Annotated in this window: 20 protein-coding genes; 10 read left to right on the forward strand and 10 right to left on the reverse strand. The window is 59.5% G+C overall.

From position 1 onward, the window contains the following. The first annotated feature begins 493 nt into the window (after positions 1 to 493). From CQ13_RS46480 to CQ13_RS23660, 3 genes are all read left to right on the forward strand, one after another. Complete coding sequence (locus CQ13_RS46480) at positions 494 to 895, forward strand: MT-A70 family methyltransferase (protein ID WP_283807517.1); 402 nt, start codon at positions 494 to 496, stop codon at positions 893 to 895. A 46-nt stretch (positions 896 to 941) separates the two neighbouring features. Then, positions 942 to 1,160, forward strand: a complete 219-nt coding sequence (locus CQ13_RS46485) for a hypothetical protein (RefSeq protein ID WP_057845247.1) — start codon at positions 942 to 944, stop codon at positions 1,158 to 1,160. Between the two features lie 181 nt (positions 1,161 to 1,341). Next, complete coding sequence (locus CQ13_RS23660; protein ID WP_197427411.1) at positions 1,342 to 1,965, forward strand: TetR/AcrR family transcriptional regulator; 624 nt, start codon at positions 1,342 to 1,344, stop codon at positions 1,963 to 1,965. A gap of 674 nt (positions 1,966 to 2,639) precedes the next feature. Here the strand turns inward: CQ13_RS23660 and CQ13_RS23665 are convergent. The 9 genes from CQ13_RS23665 to CQ13_RS23710 form a co-directional block, all read right to left on the reverse strand. Continuing rightward, the gene (locus tag CQ13_RS23665) at positions 2,640 to 3,491 is read right to left on the reverse strand and encodes a sugar phosphate isomerase/epimerase family protein (RefSeq protein ID WP_057845249.1); all 852 of its coding nucleotides are present in this window, start codon (positions 3,489 to 3,491) and stop codon (positions 2,640 to 2,642) included. Positions 3,492 to 3,537: 46 nt separating this feature from the next. Continuing rightward, entirely contained in the window at positions 3,538 to 4,284 is a 747-nt protein-coding gene (locus tag CQ13_RS23670; protein WP_082637602.1) for a type 1 glutamine amidotransferase domain-containing protein, read from the reverse strand. Between the two features lie 142 nt (positions 4,285 to 4,426). Next, complete coding sequence (locus CQ13_RS23675; RefSeq protein WP_245309279.1) at positions 4,427 to 4,822, reverse strand: hypothetical protein; 396 nt, start codon at positions 4,820 to 4,822, stop codon at positions 4,427 to 4,429. A 50-nt stretch (positions 4,823 to 4,872) separates the two neighbouring features. Continuing rightward, positions 4,873 to 5,961, reverse strand: a complete 1,089-nt coding sequence (locus CQ13_RS23680) for an ABC transporter ATP-binding protein (RefSeq protein WP_057845252.1) — start codon at positions 5,959 to 5,961, stop codon at positions 4,873 to 4,875. Positions 5,962 to 5,963: 2 nt separating this feature from the next. Beyond that, entirely contained in the window at positions 5,964 to 6,908 is a 945-nt protein-coding gene (locus CQ13_RS23685; protein ID WP_057845253.1) for a carbohydrate ABC transporter permease, read from the reverse strand. A gap of 3 nt (positions 6,909 to 6,911) precedes the next feature. Further along, entirely contained in the window at positions 6,912 to 8,003 is a 1,092-nt protein-coding gene (locus CQ13_RS23690) for a carbohydrate ABC transporter permease (protein WP_245309280.1), read from the reverse strand. A gap of 139 nt (positions 8,004 to 8,142) precedes the next feature. Further along, positions 8,143 to 9,573, reverse strand: coding sequence for an extracellular solute-binding protein (locus tag CQ13_RS23695; protein WP_057845254.1), 1,431 nt, complete (start codon positions 9,571 to 9,573; stop codon positions 8,143 to 8,145). Between the two features lie 47 nt (positions 9,574 to 9,620). Further along, the gene (locus tag CQ13_RS23700) at positions 9,621 to 10,712 is read right to left on the reverse strand and encodes an ABC transporter ATP-binding protein (RefSeq protein ID WP_063800132.1); all 1,092 of its coding nucleotides are present in this window, start codon (positions 10,710 to 10,712) and stop codon (positions 9,621 to 9,623) included. A gap of 176 nt (positions 10,713 to 10,888) precedes the next feature. Continuing rightward, the gene (locus CQ13_RS23710) at positions 10,889 to 11,581 is read right to left on the reverse strand and encodes a GntR family transcriptional regulator (protein ID WP_057845257.1); all 693 of its coding nucleotides are present in this window, start codon (positions 11,579 to 11,581) and stop codon (positions 10,889 to 10,891) included. A 136-nt stretch (positions 11,582 to 11,717) separates the two neighbouring features. On the opposite strand from CQ13_RS23710, the gene CQ13_RS23715 reads away from it, so the two are divergent. From CQ13_RS23715 to CQ13_RS44550, 7 genes are all read left to right on the forward strand, one after another. Beyond that, positions 11,718 to 12,140, forward strand: a complete 423-nt coding sequence (locus CQ13_RS23715) for a hypothetical protein (protein ID WP_197427412.1) — start codon at positions 11,718 to 11,720, stop codon at positions 12,138 to 12,140. After that, entirely contained in the window at positions 12,137 to 13,363 is a 1,227-nt protein-coding gene (locus CQ13_RS23720) for an iron-containing alcohol dehydrogenase (RefSeq protein WP_057845259.1), read from the forward strand. Before CQ13_RS23715 ends, CQ13_RS23720 begins: the two co-directional genes overlap by 4 nt. An 18-nt stretch (positions 13,364 to 13,381) precedes the next feature. Next, a complete protein-coding gene (locus CQ13_RS23725; protein WP_057845260.1) occupies positions 13,382 to 14,869 on the forward strand; it encodes an NAD-dependent succinate-semialdehyde dehydrogenase in 1,488 nt (495 codons plus the stop codon). Positions 14,870 to 14,999: 130 nt separating this feature from the next. Next, positions 15,000 to 16,073, forward strand: a complete 1,074-nt coding sequence (locus CQ13_RS23730) for a sugar phosphate isomerase/epimerase family protein (protein ID WP_057845261.1) — start codon at positions 15,000 to 15,002, stop codon at positions 16,071 to 16,073. Continuing rightward, positions 16,070 to 17,206: a Gfo/Idh/MocA family protein gene (locus tag CQ13_RS23735; RefSeq protein WP_057845262.1), complete on the forward strand. Its 1,137-nt coding sequence runs from the start codon at positions 16,070 to 16,072 to the stop codon at positions 17,204 to 17,206. The genes CQ13_RS23730 and CQ13_RS23735 overlap by 4 nt, the downstream gene beginning before the upstream one ends. 49 nt (positions 17,207 to 17,255) lie before the next feature. Then, positions 17,256 to 18,014, forward strand: coding sequence for an SDR family NAD(P)-dependent oxidoreductase (locus CQ13_RS23740; protein WP_057845263.1), 759 nt, complete (start codon positions 17,256 to 17,258; stop codon positions 18,012 to 18,014). 129 nt (positions 18,015 to 18,143) lie between these two features. Beyond that, positions 18,144 to 18,467, forward strand: a complete 324-nt coding sequence (locus CQ13_RS44550; protein WP_197427413.1) for a type 2 periplasmic-binding domain-containing protein — start codon at positions 18,144 to 18,146, stop codon at positions 18,465 to 18,467. Between the two features lie 235 nt (positions 18,468 to 18,702). On the opposite strand, the gene dhaK is transcribed toward CQ13_RS44550, so the two are convergent. After that, complete coding sequence (gene dhaK / locus CQ13_RS23745) at positions 18,703 to 19,692, reverse strand: dihydroxyacetone kinase subunit DhaK (RefSeq protein ID WP_057845264.1); 990 nt, start codon at positions 19,690 to 19,692, stop codon at positions 18,703 to 18,705. Positions 19,693 to 19,719 lie beyond the last annotated feature (27 nt).

Below are 19,719 nucleotides of genomic sequence, written 5' to 3' on the forward strand. Positions count from 1 at the left end.
CACCCTATGGCACTTCGATGCCGCAGAGTGGGCGCCGTCCACAGCATCAATCGCGTCATTCTGACTGCCGGCAGATCACTTCCGGTCAGCACCGATAAACAGACATCCTGAGCCTGCTTCGGCATGTCTCAAAGGTGCCATAAGCGGTCATTCGACCACCTCGTCGGCGATGGCGAGGAGTGCCCGCGGCAGTTCAATCCCGAGCGCCTTGGCCGCCTTCAAATTGACGACAAACTCGAATTGGTGCCGATGCGCGGCAACATGGTGTCGCCGCCGTCTGGACCCAAGAGATCGCGGCCGTGTTCAAGGAACGCGATGTCATCTACCTTGCGGACAACGACAAACCCGGGCGCGACAAAGCTGCCAGGGCGGGACAGGCGCTCACAGGCGTTGCCAGGAGCATTCGCGTTGCGAGCTGCCGGTCTCCGGCCGAGCGATGCGGCCAGCGTGGATATTTCGTTGGGGCAGGATCGTGAGGTGTACCGTGTCGATCATGCCCTGGTTTTTCGAGCCGTTGTTGCCGCGTTCATTCCGGCTCGTGCTGATTGATCCGCCGTGGGAATTTCAAACCTACTCGCGCGCCGGACAAGGCAAGTCGGCGCAGGCACATTACACCGTGATGCCGCTCGACGCGATCAAGGCGCTTCCTGTCCGCGACCTCTGCCAGGACGACGCCATCGTGATGTGTTGGGCCACCATACCTATGCTGCCGGACGCGCTCGCCTGCCTTGAAGCGTGGCGTGTCACGTACAAAAGTAACCTCGTCTGGCGCAAGGTCACGAGGTGCGGGAAGCTGCGTATGGGTTGCGGATTTTGGACGCGATCAATGCACGAGCAGGTGCTGATCGGCACCATCGGAAAGCCGCCACTGATCACGTTTTCCATCGATCTTTGACGGCGTAGCGCGCCAGCACAGCCGCAAGCCGGATGAGCTTTATCAGATGATCGCGGATCGCACGCCGGGTTGGCGGCGCGCCGACATCTTCTCGCGTGAGACGCGCCACGGCTGGCACGCGTGGGGTAGCGAGGCTGGCAAGTACGATGATGAGGTGCGCGGTGCCCCTATCCGTCAGGCTGGCATCAAGCAGCGCCAGGCGGCGCAAAAAGAGGCGATAGGCGAAATGCGATCGGCGGCGGCGGCAATCAATCCCCTGTGCTGATCAGCAAGCGGCATCTTCCCTCCCGTTCCTCTCCGTACAATCTGGTCACATGACCAAATTTAGTCAAGCGACCAATTTTGGGCAAAGATGCTGACATTTTGGGCGTTACGAAGAGGGGAGCGACTGCGGCTATTTGACAGAACTTGGCGCATCACCGAACATCTGGCGCATGAAGACTATGATGACAAAAAGCGAAGTTACGCGCGCACAGATCATCCAGGGAGCGTTGCAAGCTCTGGAGAAGACAGGTGTTCTCGGTACGACCACCAGAAAGATCGCGGCGGAAGCGAATGTCAAACTCGCGACACTGCACTATCATTTCGAGAGCAAGAGCGCGCTCCTCGTCGCGGTGCTTGAAGTGTTGATAGATGAGATTGCAGAACGGCTGCGCGAGGACAGAGCCGGCACGGAGCCCGCATTAGACGAGCGGATCGAAATTCTCATCCGCGGCACTTGGCGCTCAATCACACGGTCGCGCACGCGACAAATCGTCCAGTATGAACTGACGCTCTACGCCCTCCGAGAAGGAGCCCAATGGTTGGCGGATCAACAGTACGAGGCATATCTGCGCCTCTACCGGGACCAACTGGCAAGCAAGTCAGGAAAATCAGAACTGTCACCTCAGGGCTACACAACCCTTGCGCGGTTTATTCTCGCTGGGATCGATGGTCTCATTTTGCAGGAATTGGTCAAGCCGAGCCGTGCTCGTTCGAATCAAGCAATCGAGGCACTCATTTTCGGCACCAAACAGCTTTCTCAACAGCTTTTGTCGTCTGGAGGCAATCGTCAAGTCCTGCTCCGATGACGTGACAGATGGATCGACTCCGGCACGCAACAAACGCACTTACCGACGCTTCGATGACGAAGTCATAGGAGCAAGAAACTGAGCTGCGATGAGAGCGAGGGCGTCGGACCAGGCGGCAGCCCGCAGGGTCGGAGGCGAGCGTAGTCGCAGCACCGCCTTTAAACCCAATCGAAAACGGGGTCTTTGTTCGCGCCCTTGGCGATACTCTGATGCTGTCGCCGCCCGCATTATCAACGAGGAGCAGATTGGTCAGATCGCCAATTCGGACGTTGTGAGATGATGAGGCGTTGACGACGGCGGCCGAGACTCCGCGTTGGGATTTCAGGTGTCCAGCTTTGCTGGCCGTACGTCAGCTTGCGCGGCCGCCAGCGCAGACGGCCATCTCTTGAGTTCTCGCCCACCGAAATTTCCGACATCGGTTTTCGATCGCGACTAGACTTGGCAGCGAAACGATGGACGACCCCGAGAATCCTCGCACCCACGCGACGCACAGATCGCGCCAGCATGATGAGCACCGGGAAGAAAGTCGATTCAGCCCCCGTTTGGACGCCTGCGTCGAAGGGCGGTGGCGCCGACACGACCGCGAGAAAATGGTCCGCCCGAGAGATTTTGCGAAGCTGACGTTTCGGGCTTTTGTCAGCAGTTACAGGTGCCGATGAGGTAGACCTTGACGTTCAGGACTCGGCCGCGGCCCAGCCTTGCCGCATGCCCTTGAGCCCGAACTCATAAACCTCCTCCTCGTTGGGGGAGAAGTCGCGCCACACGCGGGTGGCGGCGGCGAGCGCCGGAACGGCGCGGCCGAAGGCTTCGATCGTCAACCTACCATCATATTCTGCGGCCCTCAGCGCCTTAAAGGTGGGACCCCACGGCACATGGCCCTTCCCCGGGGTGCCGCGGTCATTCTCCGAGATATGGACATGGATCATGTGCCGCTTGATTGTATTTATGGCGGCGACCGGGTCCTTCTCCTCGATATTGGCATGGAATGTATCGTACATCCCTTTGATTGCGGGATGATCGACTTCGTCCAGATAGCTGGCCAACTGATCCATCGTGTTGAGGAAGTAGCATTCGAATCGGTTCACCGCTTCAAGGGCAAAGCTGATGCCATGCTTTCCGGCATGGTCGCCAGCGCGGCGATGAAATTCGATCCCGCGCTTGCGCTCATCCGCCGTGGGCCCCTTTCCGGTGAAGCGACCGAGTTCGGAGTGCATCGGGCCGGCGATGATCGGTCCTCCAAGCGCCTTGGTGCAGTCGATGACCCATTTGGCCCGATCGACCGCAGCCTGCCGCTCCATCTTGTCGTCCGAGAGTGGATCGTGCCCTGCGCCCAACACGCTCGCAGTCGTGACGTCGAGATCCATCTTGGCAAGTTGCTCTCCGAGCCTTGCGTAGGAATCGATCGTTCCTTCGAAGATCGGAACCTCCACGCTATCGTAACCCGCCCTCTTGAGCGCCTTCAGCACAGGCGCGTGTTCGTCGGTGACATGCCCTGTCCAGAGCAGCAGATTGAATCCGTACTTCATTCGTGCCTCCCCATTGAGCTTTCTCACCGCAGGCCAGTTCCGCGGCTCAGCCCCTTGCAGACACCAGCTGCTTCACCATCGCGTTAATCAGGCGCGGCAGGTCATAAGGGAAACGGGCCGTAATCAGGTTGCCGTCGACCACGCAGGGTTCGTCCAGGACCGTAGCGCCAGCGTTTTCGAGGTCGATCTGTATGTTCCACACAGCCGTGGCGCGCTTGCCTTTGAGGATCTTGGCGCTCACCATAACCCATTGGCCATGACAGATGGCGCATGTGGGCTTGCCCGCTTCATACATGGCGCTCACAAGCGCGCGCGCATGTTGGTCCATGCGCAGCGCATCAGGGTTCCAGCATCCGCCCGGCAGGAGCATGGCATCGTAATCCTCCGCCCTAGCTTCATCCGTGTAGCGGTCGATCTTCAGCCAACCTGCGTTTTCCATGAGGCGGATGGCGAGGACATGGGTGGCGCATTGCGGCGGGAAGCGGAGGCCGAGCGTGGGATGAAACTCACCGATGCGGGGCGAGACAACATGAACAGTGGCGCCGTGTTCGGTGAGCCAGCGATGAGCACCCAGAATCTCCACTTCCTCCACGCCATTGGTGCAGCAGATGGCGATGCGCTTGCCCTTGAGCAGACTTGGATTTGTCGGGGGATCAAGCAGGAAGCTCTTGAGCTCGCGGTTCAATTCACCGTCAGCCATCACCAACAATTCCGTCGAAATAGATGGGACCGGCGAAGAGGACATTAGCTGCTGCATGCGGTTGAAGGCAGTGGCTTGGGGAGACGCGCTCATCTTTCATGCTCCTGAACGAGGTTGATTGGCACATTCGCGACTAAAAACATCAGAAAACGATCCGCCTTAGATGCACGGGTCTGCTGGTTGAGGGCGGTTTATCGACACGCATAGAATCCGTGGATGCCTTGAAGGTGCAGGCTCACTCCTTGCGGCGACTCTGCAGCGTGATGAGGCCAGCCAAAGCAGCAGCGATAACCGCAATAGTCCATGTGAAGCTATGCATGTACCAAGGCGTTGCGTTGAGCTGAACTTTGCCTAGCACGGTGTTGGGATCCGGCGGCTTGAGGAAGAATGCGCCGTAGAGATGTGCGACAACGATGGCCGCGAGCAGCACAATGCAGAAGATCATGGCGACGACCATGACCACCGTTACCAGCGAGCGCTTGGGTACACCAGGTTGCGCCAGAGGCAGGAGGTTGTTGACAAGCCCTGCCAGAACGATCAGCCCGCAGCCAACCGTGAAAAGCAAGGTGTTGAACGGCTGAAAAATCATCAGAAGCGCGAACACGCCAAGCCCGATGATGCTGTATTCCAACGTCCGCGCCGCCGTCGGTGTCAGTCCGCCATTGCCTTGCTCGCCATTTCTCATGCGCGCACCGCCTTTCCGTCGTCTGCGAACACGTGGGTTTGTGCGGGATCTGGAACGAGGTGGAGCGCCTCGCCAATCTTCACCCTTTTGTCACGCGGCACGACGACCCGGATGTCGCTGCCCGTCTTGGTGCGCGCGTGAATAAGCGTCTCGGCACCCATTGGCTCAATGAGCTCGGCCATGGCGTCGATCGTGTCCCTGGTGTCCTCGGAGACAACGCTGAAAGCTCGCGGGCGAATTCCCACGGTGACCCTTCCAGTCTTCAGGTTTGCGACCGCGGGATGGACGCTCAGATCGACATCCTGCTCGTCGAAGACCACTTTCGCCTTGCCGTTGCCGTAGCCCTTGAATTGTGCGTCGATCAGGTTCATCTGCGGCGTGCCGATGAAGCTCGCAACAAAGACGTTGGCGGGTTTTGCGAAGACCTCATGTGGGCTTCCCACCTGCTCGATGAGCCCGTCGCGCATGATGGCAATACGGTCTGCCATGGTCAGGGCTTCAAGCTGGTCGTGGGTGACTATGACAGTGGCTTTCGTGAGATTTGACAGCACGGCCTTGATCTGGCCGCGCATGGAGTGACGCAGCTCCACATCGAGCCGCGAGAGAGGTTCGTCGAACAGAAAGCATTTGGGATCCCGAACAATGGCGCGGGCAACAGCGGCGCGTTGCTTCTCGCCCTCCGAAATCTGCCCTGGCAATCGGTCCAGGATATCGCGAAGATGCAAGATGTCAGCCACCTTCCTGACGCGAGCTGCCACTTCCGCGCTCCCAATTGCTTCGCGGTGAAGAGGCATTGCAATGTTCCGCCCAACACTAAGCGCCGGATAGAGCGCATAGAACTGGAAGACCATTGCGATGTCGCGCTTCTCCGGCGGCAGGTGGTTCACGCGCCGCCCTGCAATGACCACGTCCCCTGCGGTGGCGCGTTCGAGGCCGGCAATCGTGCGCAGCGTAGTCGTCTTGCCGCAGCCCGAAGGACCGAGCAGACAAACAGTTTCACCCGCAGCCACGGACAGGTTGGCATCCTTGACGGCAACAAATGTGCCGAACTTCTTGGTGAGGTCGCGTATTTCGATGGTCGACATGATCACTTCCTGACCGTGCCGAACGTGACGCCACGCAGCAGGTGATCCTGCAAAAAGAAGGTGGCAAGGAAAACGGGAACAAGAAACAGGGTTTCAATGGCAGCCAGCAGTGTCCAGTCCGTTCCGCGCCCGCCGGAAGACACGGCCTGGTTCATGGCTACAGGCACGGTGCGTGTATCAGGACCCGTCAGGAGCAGCGCGAACAGGAATTCGTTCCAGGTGAGGATGAGGCCGAAAACAAATGTTGCTGCAAGACCCGCGACAACCTGCGGCAGGCAGATCTTGAAAAACACTTTGATTTCTGACGACCCATCGATACGGGCTGCATCCTCGACATCTGTCGACAACTCATCGAAGAAGCTCTTCATCATCCACACGGTAAATGCGAGATTGAAAGCCGCATAGAGCATGATGATGCCGAGATAGGATCCAGAAAGGCCCACGGCGCGAAACATCAAGATCACCGGAATGATGACGACGATCGCAGGCAGCATACGGGTCGTCAAAATGACGAAGAGATAGGTATCATTGCCCTTGAGCGGATAGCGCGAGAAACCATAGGCGGCCAACGTGCCGATAACGAGGGCAAGCAGGACGGATGCCGACGCGATCACGATGGAGTTGAAGAAGAACCGGTCAAACCCGGTGGACTCCGGCTGGCCACCCGCCGTCATGACGCGGGAAAAGACCGAGGCAAAGTTGTCCAATGTCGGCGTGAAGACAAACTGATCCGGGATGAGACCAAAGAATGAGGTAGGCGAAAGCGTTGGCGGCACTGAAAGCGCCAGCCCCTGCGGCTTGATCGCCGTGAAGATGATGAAGAGGACCGGCAGGAAGTAGATGAAGCTAACAACCGCCACGACCAGCGTGCGGCCCCAGCCCGCCTCCGCGATGCCGCCGACGCTACGAAAGCCGATCCACTCCCAGAAAGAAACTCTGTCTGTCATGGCTCAGGCTTCCCTGTTCTTGGGATTGGCAACGTAGAGATAAAGGTTCGTGAGCACGATCACTATGAAGAGGATGATGTAGGAGATGGCGGCTCCCTCGCTTGTCTTGTTCTGTTCGTTGGCAATGCGGATTAAGTGATAGGAGATCGTCATTGTGTCGTTTCCGCCCTTGGTTAGCACGATCACAAGGTCTGCCAGCTTGAAAGCTTCGATGGTGCGAAACAGCAGCGCCAACATCAGGAGCCCGCGGATATAGGGGAAGGTGATGCTCCAGAAGCGCCGCCAGGCGGAGACCCTGTCGATGGCGGCTGCCTCGTAGAGATATTTCGGCACGGACACGAGGCCCGCCAGCACGAGCAGCATGACGAAGGGCGACCACATCCAGGCGTCGGCAAAAACGATACCGGCCACAGCGCCCGCCTTGCTGTCCATGACGATGAACTGGCCGCCCGCGACGCTATTGATTACATAGCTCAGGATGCCGAAGGTGGGATCATAGTAGTAGGTGAAGAAGACACCTGAGGCCACGACCGACAGCATCATCGGTGTGAGAACCAGAATCAGCAGGTATTTCCGCAGCGGGAACTGCTTGGCAAAAAGCATCGCCAGGAGAAATCCCACGATCATCTGTGCAGAAACTGTGCACACCGCGAACATGGCGGTGTTGATGAGGGCGCTCCAGTTGCCCGGCGCCGCGACCTCGTCGGTCAGAACCTTGATGTAGTTGTTGAGGCCGACGAAACGGATGGATTGCAGGTTCGACTGGTAGGCAAAAAATGAAAGCCCCAGGGACCAAAGCAGCGGAAAGATGTTCATCACGAATAGGACGGCGATGGCGGGCGCGACCAGGAGCCCGCCATAATAGCGACGGCGGTAGGCATTCACCGCGAATGCCGCAGCGACCAAAGCCGACATAGCGCCAACGACCCAGAAGGAACCGGACGCTGGCAGCGTCACCACCGCAAGCGCGGAGACAACAAGTCCCACGAGAACTGCAAGCCGCCAATTGTCGGCCGAAAGCTCAAGAAGAGCCGGTGCAGTCTTGGCAGATCGTATGGTTGACATCAGTTGCATGAAGCTTCCGTGGAAAAGCAATTCCTGTGCGTTGCTGAGCGGCCTCGTGCGATCGCGGTCGGCGTCTGGCCATGTCTTTCAATTGGTCGGGGAAGGAGGACGAAGTCTCTTCCCCGGCCAAGCCTCGCAATTGCGCCGCTCGCAGAGCTCACGCGTCATGTTACTGAATCAGCCCCACCTCCTTGAGCAGGCGCTGCTGGAACTTGGCGATATTGTCCTGAGTCGTCTTGGCATCCTGCCTGCCAGTAATGGCGAGATCATACTGGTCTTGCTGCTGGGTCAGTAACTCGAAGAACTGCGGCACGTGCCACACGTCCTTCTGCCAATCCAGCGAAGGAGCCCAAGCCCTGTTCCAGGGGCGGTAAGTTACGTACTTCGGATCCGAGTACACGGACTTAATGGCAGACTGACCGCCGGCCGCCGCAAACTGGTGCTGGATGTTCGACGACAGCCACCACTTCACGAATTCCACGGCCTCCTTGATTTGTGCGTCGGTCGTCCAGGTGGTCAGCACGAAGGGCTGGCCGCCAATATTGGACCAGCGGACCAGCTTGCCGTCAGCACCTTTGGTTCCCGGCATCATGCCGAACACCAGGTTGTCTGAAACCCTCGAAGTTTTCGGATCAAGTGAGGCTTCGGCAAGGCCAATCCAGTTGACGCTCATGGCCACCTTACCTTGGCGGAACAGCTCATCCGATTTGAAGATGTCCATCGTGCCCGTCTTGGCGAGAGGTGGCATGTATGCGATCAGACTCAGATACTTCTCCAGCGCCTTCACGGCCGCCGGCGAGTTCACAACACCTTCCGCTTTGCTGGTGGGTGCCTGGGTCTCATCCCAGATGTCACCACCCATTTGCCAAATAAAGCCGTTGATCTGCATAGATGAGAAGTCGTAGCTCTTGCCCGCCTGAAACGCGATGCCGTAAAAATCGTCTTCGGCAGGCTTGCCGGCCAGCATCTCGCCCTTCTTGCGGCGAAAGAATTCGCCGACGTTCTTGAAGTCGTCCCAGGTCATGGCGTCGAGCTCTTCGCTCGTGCAGGGAAGTTTCTGGTTGAATTTCGCCATGAAGTTCTTCTGTTCTGCTTCGTGGCAGATAATGTCCTTTCGCGCGAAGTTCACCAGCACATCGGGAAACTGCGGAAAGCCGTAGTAATTTTCCGACTTGTGCGGATAAGTTGAGTAGGAGTTCAGTGCGTTCGGATGGATGTCCTTGAACGTCTTCATGAACTCGGGATCTGCGTTGAGCAGATCGTTGATCTTCCGGAAATAGCCGCCCTCGACGAACGCGCCCAGCCACTGCGAGTCCGACACGATGAAGTTATACTTCTTCTCGCCTGATGTGAGCGACGCATTCACGCGGGTATAGAAGTCTGGCCACGGAATGAAATCCACCTGGAGCTTCACCGTATTGCCGGACTTTGGCTTGTACTGCTCGTCGAAGAACTTCTTCATGATGCGCGTTGGTGGCCAATCCGGCACAGCCATCGTCAGCGTCACATCACCGGCGAAAGCAAATGTCGTTCCCAGCACCAGCGAAGCGGCAAGCCCGGCCGCCATCACTATGCTGTTGATCTCCCTTGTCGCGGTCATCCTGGTTTCCTCCGTTTAGGTTTCATTTTTTCTTTAAATCGCTCGCCTCAGGCCATCGTCCGTCCACTCGAAGCGCGGAAGATGTAGAATTTGCTTGGATCGAGAATAACTGCCGCCTGTTGGCCGGGCTGCAAACCCGAGGCGGCAGATTCCGGCAACACCATGCGCAGCGTTTCACCGCCGGTTTCCACGGATACGATCGTGACGTCCCCCAGCGGCTCAAGCATGGCAATATTGGCCTTGAGGCCTTGCTCACCCTTCCCCGCAAAGCGCACGTCGCTCGGGCGGATGCCGACCACGGCCGCTTCGCCTGCTTCTGCAGCTTGCAGCTTTTTCACGAAAGGTAATGGCCCAATTGCGGATTCGAGGGCGGCGTTGTCTGTGGCCAGTTTGCCCTTGATCATGTTCATGTGGGGCGAGCCGATCTTGCTTGCCACATACAGATCACACGGCGCTTCGAAGAGCTCGTCCGGCGTTCCGATTTGCACCACGCCGCCATCGCGCATCACTGCGATTTCCTCACCCATCGAGAGGGCTTCGAGCTCATCGGGTGTGGCGTAGACGATGGTGAGACCAAACTGGCGGTGAAGGCGCTTCAGTTCCGCCCGCATGTCATGGCGGAGCTTCGCGTCGAGATTGGTCAAAGGCTCGTCCAGCAACAGGATCCTGGGGCGGCGTATTAAGGAGCGACCCAAGGCCACGCGCTGCTGTTCGCCACCCGAAAGCGTATTGGGCTTTCGATTGATCTTCGTGTCGAGCCGGAGCATCGTCGCCGTCTCCTTCACGCGGCGATCGATCTCCTCACGTGGGCGCTTTTCTTCGATCAGCGGATAGGCGAGGTTGTCGTAAACGGTCAGGTGCGGATAGAGCGCGAAGGACTGGAACACCATTGATACGCCCCGCCCCGCAATCGGCTCATGGGTCCAATCCTTGCCAAAAATCTCGACGTGCCCGCGTTCGGGAGCGATGAGACCAGCGATTGTGCGGAGCGTCGTTGTCTTGCCAACGGAGCTCGGCCCAAACAATACGAAGAAACGACCTTCCGCTACCCTGAAGGACAGGTTTTCAAGAGCCCGCACGCGGCCGTATGACTTGCTTACATTTGTCAAACGCAGTGCAGATTTCTCAGACTGCCCCATTGCCATCTCCCAGACCACCGCCGGGCGTGACCTCCGCAAGCACGGTCACTGAGCCGTATTGCTTCGAGAGGTTCGTCGCCTGCAGGACAGGCTCAACTGCCTTCGCTTCGCCGCTTCCGAGCCGCACGACCACTTTTACTCTGTCCGTTGTGACATTCATCGACATCGGGGGCGGCTCAATCGAACGCTGACAGCAGGCGATCGCGAGAGCGTTCTATATGAACGCGCATCGCTTCTTCGGCGGCCGCGGGGTCCGCAGCCGCGAAGGCCGCCAGTATGGCTTCGTGCTCGTCGAGAGCCTCTTCGGTGACACGCGAATGGAACATGAGACGAAAAATGTGAAAGTGGGTGTGCTGGAAAGCGATGGCTTGACGAATGAGTTCGTTCTCAGCGCAGGCCAAGATCTTGTCGTGAAAGTCGGCGTCCTGCCGCGCGAAATTCGAGTACCGCAGGCGTTCGTCCTTGCCTTCCCGGCGGGCCATCATGCCGGCCGCTTCGCGAAGCATCGCCAGCTTCGTGTCGTCCATACGCGCCGCCGCCTTCGCGGCGCCGTAGGGCTCGAGACGCAATCGAAGCTCATAGATTTCGTCAAGCTGGCGCTTCGTGATCTGCGGCGCCGCGCGATAGCCGATCAAGTGCGTCTTCAGCACCAACCCTTCACCCTCGAGCCGACCTAGCGCCTCACGGATAGGCGTTTGCGACACGTTGAATTCGCGGACGAGGCTATCAACGGTGATGCGCGCGCCGGGGGCAATCTTAAGCGACATGAGCTGCGCAAAAATCGCCTCATACACGTCGCCCGCCAGACTGGTGGGGCGATGGATCTGTCCGCTGGCGGCCCCGGTTGCTGAAGGATTGGTGACGTTCATCGATTTCGGTCTGCCTCTTGACACGAGTTGCTTCTAGCAGGATCTTGCCCGATATTCAATCCTATATCATATAGGATTCATGGTAAGGTCGAGCGGGCCAGGCCGTGGGTTGGGCTTGCTCATGGAGCGTACGGCCTTGGAAGAAAACGAATTTCATCATGCCGACGTGCTCGTCGAAGCCGAGCTGACTGGGCACCCGTCGCATGGGCTGCAACGATTACATCATATTCAACGCGGCTTAATGGTCGTGGCGCTCGCAGGTTCAGCGCTCGTGCCTGATATCCGCGGCATGCTCGACGCGGAATTCGTCTGCAAGGGCGATGTCATCCTTGCGATAGATCTGGGCTCCGCTCCGGAATCGGTACCGAGGCTCTCCGGCTATCTGGATCTGGTTCGCGCTGCGCCGCCCATGCAGGCCGGCGCGCCTCTTTGCAGCCCCGGCGACAGCGCGGCCCGCCTTCGCGCCGCGAATGGCTTTGAGAGTGAGCCCCGCCTCTGGAGCGAACTCAACGGTCTCGCACAATTCAATTCGTCCCTCGCCAGAGGATATGCATCATGACCCTGTTCGCCGCCTTGAGGCTGCCCCGCGAGATTCTATTTGGCAAGGGTCAGCGCCACGCGCTTTCCACCGTCGCCGCCAAACATGGGCGTCGAGCGCTCCTATGCACCGACGAGCGGTTCGCCGGCACGGCCGTTTTTTCCGAAATCGTCGCGGGCTTAAAGGCGTCGTCGGTTGAGATTTTTGTTCATGATCGCGTGCAGCCGGACGTGCCGGTCGACACGGTCCGCGTCTGCGTTGAGGAGGCGCGGAGCTTCATGCCCGATGTGGTGATCGGCATCGGCGGCGGCAGCTGTCTCGATCTTGCGAAATGCGCGGCCTTGCTGATCAGCCATGGCGGCAAGCTTCAGGACTACTACGGTGAGTTCAAGGTGCCGGGTCCGATCCTGCCAGTGATCGCCGCGCCGACCACGGCGGGCACCGGTTCGGAAGTGACGCCGGTCGCGGTGATCTCCGATTCTGATCGAATTTTGAAGGTCGGCATTTCGAGCCCGCACCTGATTGCCACCGCTGCGATCTGCGACCCGGAACTGACGATGACGTGTCCGCCGTCCCTGACGGCAATCGCAGGGGCCGACGCCTTGACCCACGCGATCGAGGCCTTCACTGCGGTTAGACGCGGTGTCGCTTCCGACCTGCCGCAGAAACATGTTTTCATCGGCAAGACGGCGCTTACCGATCACTTCGCTCTGCTCGCCATCAAGCTCCTGGGACGCAGTCTCGTGAAAGCCTGCCGCGATGGCGCCGACGAGGACGCGCGGGCGGATGTGATGATGGGCGCTCTGGCGGCCGGCTGCGCGTTCGGAACCGCGGGAACAGCGGCCGCGCACGCGGTGCAATATCCGATCGGCGCCTTAACCCACACGCCGCACGGGCTCGGCGTCGCGACCATGCTGCCTTATGTGATGAATTATAACTGCTCCGCGGCGACAACCGAAATCGCCAAAGTCGGAGTCGCTCTCGGCCTCGAGCGCTCGAGCCGGAGCGACGACGAGATGGCCCGCGCGACGATTGAAGAAATCAGCCGCATATTCGCGGCGATTGGGATCACTCCCACATTGGCCGGTCTCGGACTTCCAGCCGACAAGATTGATTGGACCGCAGAACTCGCCCTCGGCATCGATCGGCTGATCAAGAACAATCCCCGGCCGTTCGACCTTCCCGCGATGAAACGACTGGTGAAAGCCGCCTACGACGGCGATCTCGCCGGCAGCGCCATCTGAGTTCACAGGACCCCTGTCATGAACATGCCCCAGCACACATTCAAGACCGACCTCGAAACTCTCGACCTCCGCGCTTATACGCGCGGCCTCTATATCGACGGCCAATGGCGGCAGGCCGCTGACGGCCGGCTTATCGAGGTGGTCGATCCGTCCACCGAGCGCGTGATCGCCGAGGTTCCCGATGCGGCCATGGTCGACGTCGAGGCAGCGGTGGAGGCCGCCGCCCGGGCGGCGGTCGGCTGGAGGGAGACGCCGCCGCGCAAGCGATCCGAAATTTTGAGGCGCTGCTTCGAATTGATGACCCAGCGTTCGGAAACGCTCGCCGAGCTGATATCGATCGAGAACGGCAAGGCTTTGCGCGATGCGCGCGCTGAGGTCGCCTATGCCGCCGAGTTCTTCCGCTGGAACGCCGAGGAAGCCGTGCGAATCATCGGCGAATTCAGCCTCTCTCCTTCGGGCGCGAACCGAATCATCGTCGACTATCAGCCGATCGGCGTCTGCGTTTTGATCACGCCCTGGAATTTCCCGGCGGCCATGGCGACGCGCAAGATCGCTCCCGCCCTGGCAGCGGGCTGCACGGTTGTTCTCAAGCCCGCGAGCGAGACGCCTCTCACGGCCTACGCGCTCGCTGCGCTGTATGAAGAAGCCGGCGTTCCCCCAGGCGTCGTCAACGTCCTTTCGGTTTCCAATCCTGCTCCGGCCACCACCGCCATGCTGGCGGATCCACGGGTGCGGAAACTGTCGTTCACCGGCTCGACCGGAGTTGGCCGCCACCTCCTCGCCGAAGCGGCCAAGCACGTCATCTCGTGCTCGATGGAACTCGGCGGCAACGCGCCGTTCATCGTCCTCGACGACGCCGATCTCGAGGCTGCGCTCGACGGCGCGATGGTAGCGAAAATGCGCAACGCTGGCGAAGCCTGCACCGCCGCAAATCGCATCTATGTGCAATCCGGCATCCACGACGCCTTCGCCGAAGGGCTTCGAAAGCGCATGACGGCGCTCAAAGTGGGCGCGGGCGTCGAAGCCGCCACCGAATGCGGTCCGATGATCACGAAAAAGGCCGTCGATAAGATCGATCGGCTGGTTCAGAACGCAGTCGCGCGTGGCGCGCGCGTTCTGTGCGGGGGCTCGGTCGGGAGCGGGACGGGATTTTACTATCCTCCGACAGTCCTCTGCGACGTGCCGACCGACGCCGCAATGGCGCAAGAGGAAATCTTCGGTCCTGTGGCGCCGATCTCGCGCTTCGAACGGGAGAGCGAGGCGATCGAGCGGGCTAACGACACGGAATACGGGCTCGCCGCCTACATCTACACTCGTGATCTCGCCCGCGGCATGCGTGTAGCCGCGAAGATTGAAGCTGGTATGATCGCGCTCAATCGCGGCCTCATGTCGGATCCGGCCGCCCCGTTCGGCGGCGTCAAGCAGAGCGGCATTGGACGCGAAGGCGGACAGGGGCATGGCATCGTCGAGTTCATGGAGGCGAAATATCTCGCCGTCACCATGTAGACGGAGGACAGGTGCAGCGCGATCCCTTCAACCGTGACCATGTCGCGCAGTGGGGTAAGAAGCAGAACTGCAGTGGGTCCAGAGCCGTCAGGCTCAGGCCCCTTCGAAGGCAAGAGAGAGGAGATTAGGTGTGCGCACCATCAAGGGACCGGCAATATTCCTGGCTCAGTTCGCCGGCGAAGCTCCTCCTTTTAATACGTTGGACAGCATATCCGCCTGGGCAGCGGGTCTTGGATACAAGGGCGTGCAGATACCTAGCTGGGTTTCCAGCTTTATTGACCTGGAAAAGGCTGCGACGTCGAAAACATATGCGGATGAACTGCGTGGCACAGTCAATCGTCATGGACTCGAGATTTCTGAATTGTCGACGCACCTTCAGGGGCAACTGGTCGCTGTGCATCCGGCCTACTCCAGTGCTTTTGATGGTTTCGCGCCGGTTGCAGTCCATGGCAATTCCTCCGCTCGGACGGCGTGGGCAATTCAACAATTGAAATGGGCCGCAAAAGCCTCCAGCAACCTTGGCCTGAACGCCCATGCAACTTTTTCGGGCGCGTTCGCGTGGCCTTTCATCTACCCCTGGCCGCAACGCCCCGATGGCCTGATCGACGATGCCTTTGGTGAGCTTGGCCGCCGATGGTTACCGATTCTGGATGAGTTCGATCGCAACGGCGTAGACGTTTGCTATGAATTGCATCCGGGCGAGGATCTGCACGACGGGGCAACTTTCGAAATGTTCCTCGATCAAGTAAAGAACCACGTTCGCGCCAACATTCTTTACGACCCAAGCCATTTTGTACTGCAGCAACTCAAGTATCTCGATTTCATCGATATCTACCACCAGCGCATCAAGGCGTTCCACGTCAAGGATGCCGAATTCAATCCAACTGGCAGACAGGGCGTCTACGGAGGATTTCAGTCATGGGTCAACCGCGCCGGACGTTTCCGATCGATCGGAGACGGCCAGGTTGATTTTCGATCAATCTTTTCGAAGCTCACGGCCTACGATTACGCGGGGTGGGCCGTGCTGGAGTGGGAATGCGCGCTGAAGCATCCGGAGGATGGAGCTCGGGAAGGAGCACGGTTGATCTCCGATTACATCATACGGGTAACGGAGCGAGCTTTCGATGACTTTGCAAACTCCGGCATAGACAGGGAAGCAAATCTGAAAATGCTTGGCCTGCGGTCAGATGAGGGCATGTCATGAGAGACGGCGAGACGCGCATCCGATTGGGAATGGTCGGTGGCGGGATCGGAGCCTTCATCGGCTACGTGCACCGAATTGCATCGCGAATTGACGACGATTATGAACTGGTTGCGGGAGCTCTGTCGTCCGATCCTGCCCTGGCTCAAGAATCCGGTAGAAGCCTTGGGCTGGCCGAAGACCGAATATATGCAAGCTTTGCCGAGATGGCGACGAAAGAGGCTGTCCGCGAAGACGGCATTCAGGCCGTCTCAATCGTTACACCCAATCACCTGCATTTTGCGCCGGCCAAGGCATTTCTTGAGGCTGGAATTCATGTGATTTGCGACAAGCCGCTTACGTCAACGCTCGATGAGGCCCGTGCGCTGGCCAAAATCAAGCCCAAGAACGGCGCGAAGTTTCTACTAACGCACAATTACACAGGTTATCCTTTGGTACGACAAGCGCGTGCCATGGTGGCGAATGGTGACCTAGGCAAGATTCGAGTCGTTCAAGTTGAGTATCCGCAAGACTGGCTAACGCGCCCACTTTCAAGCAAGCAGGCGGATTGGCGCACGGATCCTGCTCGTTCAGGACCGGGCGGTGCTATCGGAGACATCGGTACGCACGCCTATAACCTTGCACGATTTGTCACGGGTCTAAAAACGGCGGCTGTCAGTGCGGACCTGTCGACTTTCGTGGAGGGCAGACGGCTCGACGATAACGTGCACATACTGCTACGTTTTGAAGGCAACGCACGCGGGATGCTGTGGGCCAGTCAAGTTGCCGTAGGCTGCGAAAACGGTCTGCAGCTGCGCGTTTACGGCGACAAGGCCGGGCTTGAGTGGCGCCAGGACAATCCGAACCAGATGTGGTTCACCGAATTTGGCAGGCCCAAGCAACTTCTTACGCGAGGCGGCGCCATCTCCGGTGACGCTCCTCCGATTCAGGTTCGACTGCCGAGCGGGCACCCCGAAGGTTATCTCGAGGCGTTCGCCACACTTTACAGCCAGTTTGCTCAGATGATCCGCTCCGGAGACGCTGCCTGTCCCGACCTGCCGTCGCTCGCCGACGGAATTGAAGGAATGGAATTCATCGCCGCCGCCGTCCGATCGAGCCATAATCAGAGCATGTGGACAAGGCTCAGCGACGTGTAAAGCACGAAACCCCGCCTTCAGCCACACGCGCGCCGTTTGGGAGGAAGCCATGGCCGCCATCTATCCCGATCTCGCCGGCAAAGTCGTCCTGGTCACCGGTGGCGCATCCGGAATCGGGGAAGCGATCGTGCGCGGCTTCGCGCGCCAGAGATCGACCGTCGTCTTCTTCGATATCGCGGACGAGGCGGGCATGAGTCTCGCGCGGGAGCTTTCCAGCCAAGGACTTGCCGCTCACTTTGCACATGTCGACGTCACGGATATCCCTGCGCTGCGCGCGGGCATCGCTGAATCCTGCAAGGTCCACGGGCTGATCACGATCCTCATCAACAACGCGGCGCATGACGAACGGCACCCGGCCGATCAGGTGACGCCGGAGTATTGGGACGACCGGATCGCGGTGAACCTCAAGTACCAATTCTTCGCAGCACAAGCCGTGCTGCCGGGCATGAAGGCGGCCCAGCAAGGCGTCATCATCAATTTCGGCTCGACCTCCTGGATGGTGGGACAAGGCGGCATGGCGGCCTACTCGGCGAGCAAATCCGGCGTGATCGGATTGACGCGCTCGCTCGCACGCGACTACGGCCCCTCCAATATCCGCGTGAACGCGATCGCGCCCGGCTGGATCATGACCGAGCGCCAGCTCGAAAAATGGCTGACGCCGGAAAGCGAGGCCGAGCTACTGCGCCGCCAATGCCTGAAGCGGAAGCTCATGCCGGACGAGATCGCGAGATTCACGGTCTTCCTTGCATCCGACGAAGCATCGGCCTGCACCGCGCAGCACTACGTGGTGGATGGTGGCTGGGTATAAATGCGCAGCGAAAGCAAGCGCGGTGGTCACCCGTTCGAAGAGCGAGAGCCTCGTGCCGGTTCATCAGGGCATTGCATCTGACCGGCAGGCTTCAGAGCCGGCCGGCGATCTCAGGGTCCGCAGATCCATGTGCCGGTTCACGTCTTTATACAGCAGGTAGCGCAAGATGCGCCGCCCAGTCTTCGAACCAGACATCTGTTCGACGAGCGCTATGTGTTTATCGACCGCCGTAAGCATCCGCGACTACGCAAGGGAATCACGGCCGAGGAATTTGCCAGGCTGGAGCATGTAGTCGTATCTCTTGGCGGCGGCGGCTTCGTGACACCGGTGAATAGCGCTTTGGCCGCCTCGGAACCTGCGTGTCGCGCGAAACGGCAGACGATTCTGCACCCCACTTGCGCGTGCGGCAGCCTTCAGTTGGGCGGGCATTACGTGGGCCGCGAGATCACCTGACGGAAAGCCATGAGCGGACCTTCCAATCGGGCTATTCTTATCGAACCTTGCTCCCCTTTGCCGTCGATCAAAGGTTTTCTTGGCAAATGTGCCGCCTTGGCGGCACGTCTGCCCTTATTGGATCGATCGCGCTCAAATAAGGCCAATGTTGAGCAACCCCCTTGCCGAGACTAGCCAAGGTAGAACGGGCCCGACAGGTCTTCGGCTGCAACGAAAAATATGCCGCGAGAGGTGATCATGTGCCCCAGCGCAGCGCCGCCGTGTGGACGGGAGCATCCCACAATTCCTTTGCTTGGCCATCGAGCACGGACACGGTGATCGACACGCCAGCCATGTCGAGGGATGTGACGTAGGATCCGGTCAGGAACCGCGCTGCCGTGATCCCCGCACCTTCCAGAATTCGCTTGGCGCTGTTGACCATCAAATAAAGCTCGATCAGCGGCGTTGCGCCGAACCCGTTGACGAGAAGCAGAACTTCACTGCCCGGCTCCGGCGCAAGGTCCTTGAGGATCGCGCCAACGAGTTCCTCGGCAATCGCATCGGCGGAAGCCAGCCGTACCCGGCGTCGGCCAGGCTCGCCATGAATACCGACCCCCATTTCCATTTCGTCGTCGGCCAGCGTGAAGTTCGGCCGCCCCGCCGCCGGCACGGTGCACGGCAACAGCGCCACGCCCATCGAGCGCGTACGCCGGTTGATTTCATCGCCGAGTGCCTTGAGAGCAGCAAGCGGCATTCCGATCTCGGCCGCCGCGCCGACCATCTTTTCCACGATCAGCGTACCCGCGACACCGCGGCGACCGGTCGTGTAGGTCGATCTCTCGACCGCGACATCGTCGTTCGTCACCACGCTTGCAACTTCCCGCCCGGTCATCTCCGCAGCCATGGTGAAATTCATCACATCGCCTTCGTAGTTCTTGACGATGAATAGCACGCCTGCGCCGGTGTCGACGGCCTCTGCAGCCTCGATGATCTGGTCTGGCGTCGGCGAGGTGAAGACCTGGCCGGGACAGGCGGCATCGAGCATACCGCGGCCGACAAAGCCCGCATGCAATGGCTCATGCCCTGAACCGCCGCCCGAAAGCAGGCCAACCTTGCCGGGCTTCAAGGTGCGGCGGCGCACGAATTTGCGTTCGGCACCAAGAAGCAGGATATCCGCATGAGCGGCCGCAAAGCCGTCAAGACTTTCTTCGAGTACCGTATCGGCGCCGTTGATCAGCTTTTTCATAAACGCCCTCCCGTGCCTCATTTTTCT

It is taken from the genome of Bradyrhizobium retamae, assembly GCF_001440415.1.
Taxonomy (GTDB): domain Bacteria; phylum Pseudomonadota; class Alphaproteobacteria; order Rhizobiales; family Xanthobacteraceae; genus Bradyrhizobium; species Bradyrhizobium retamae.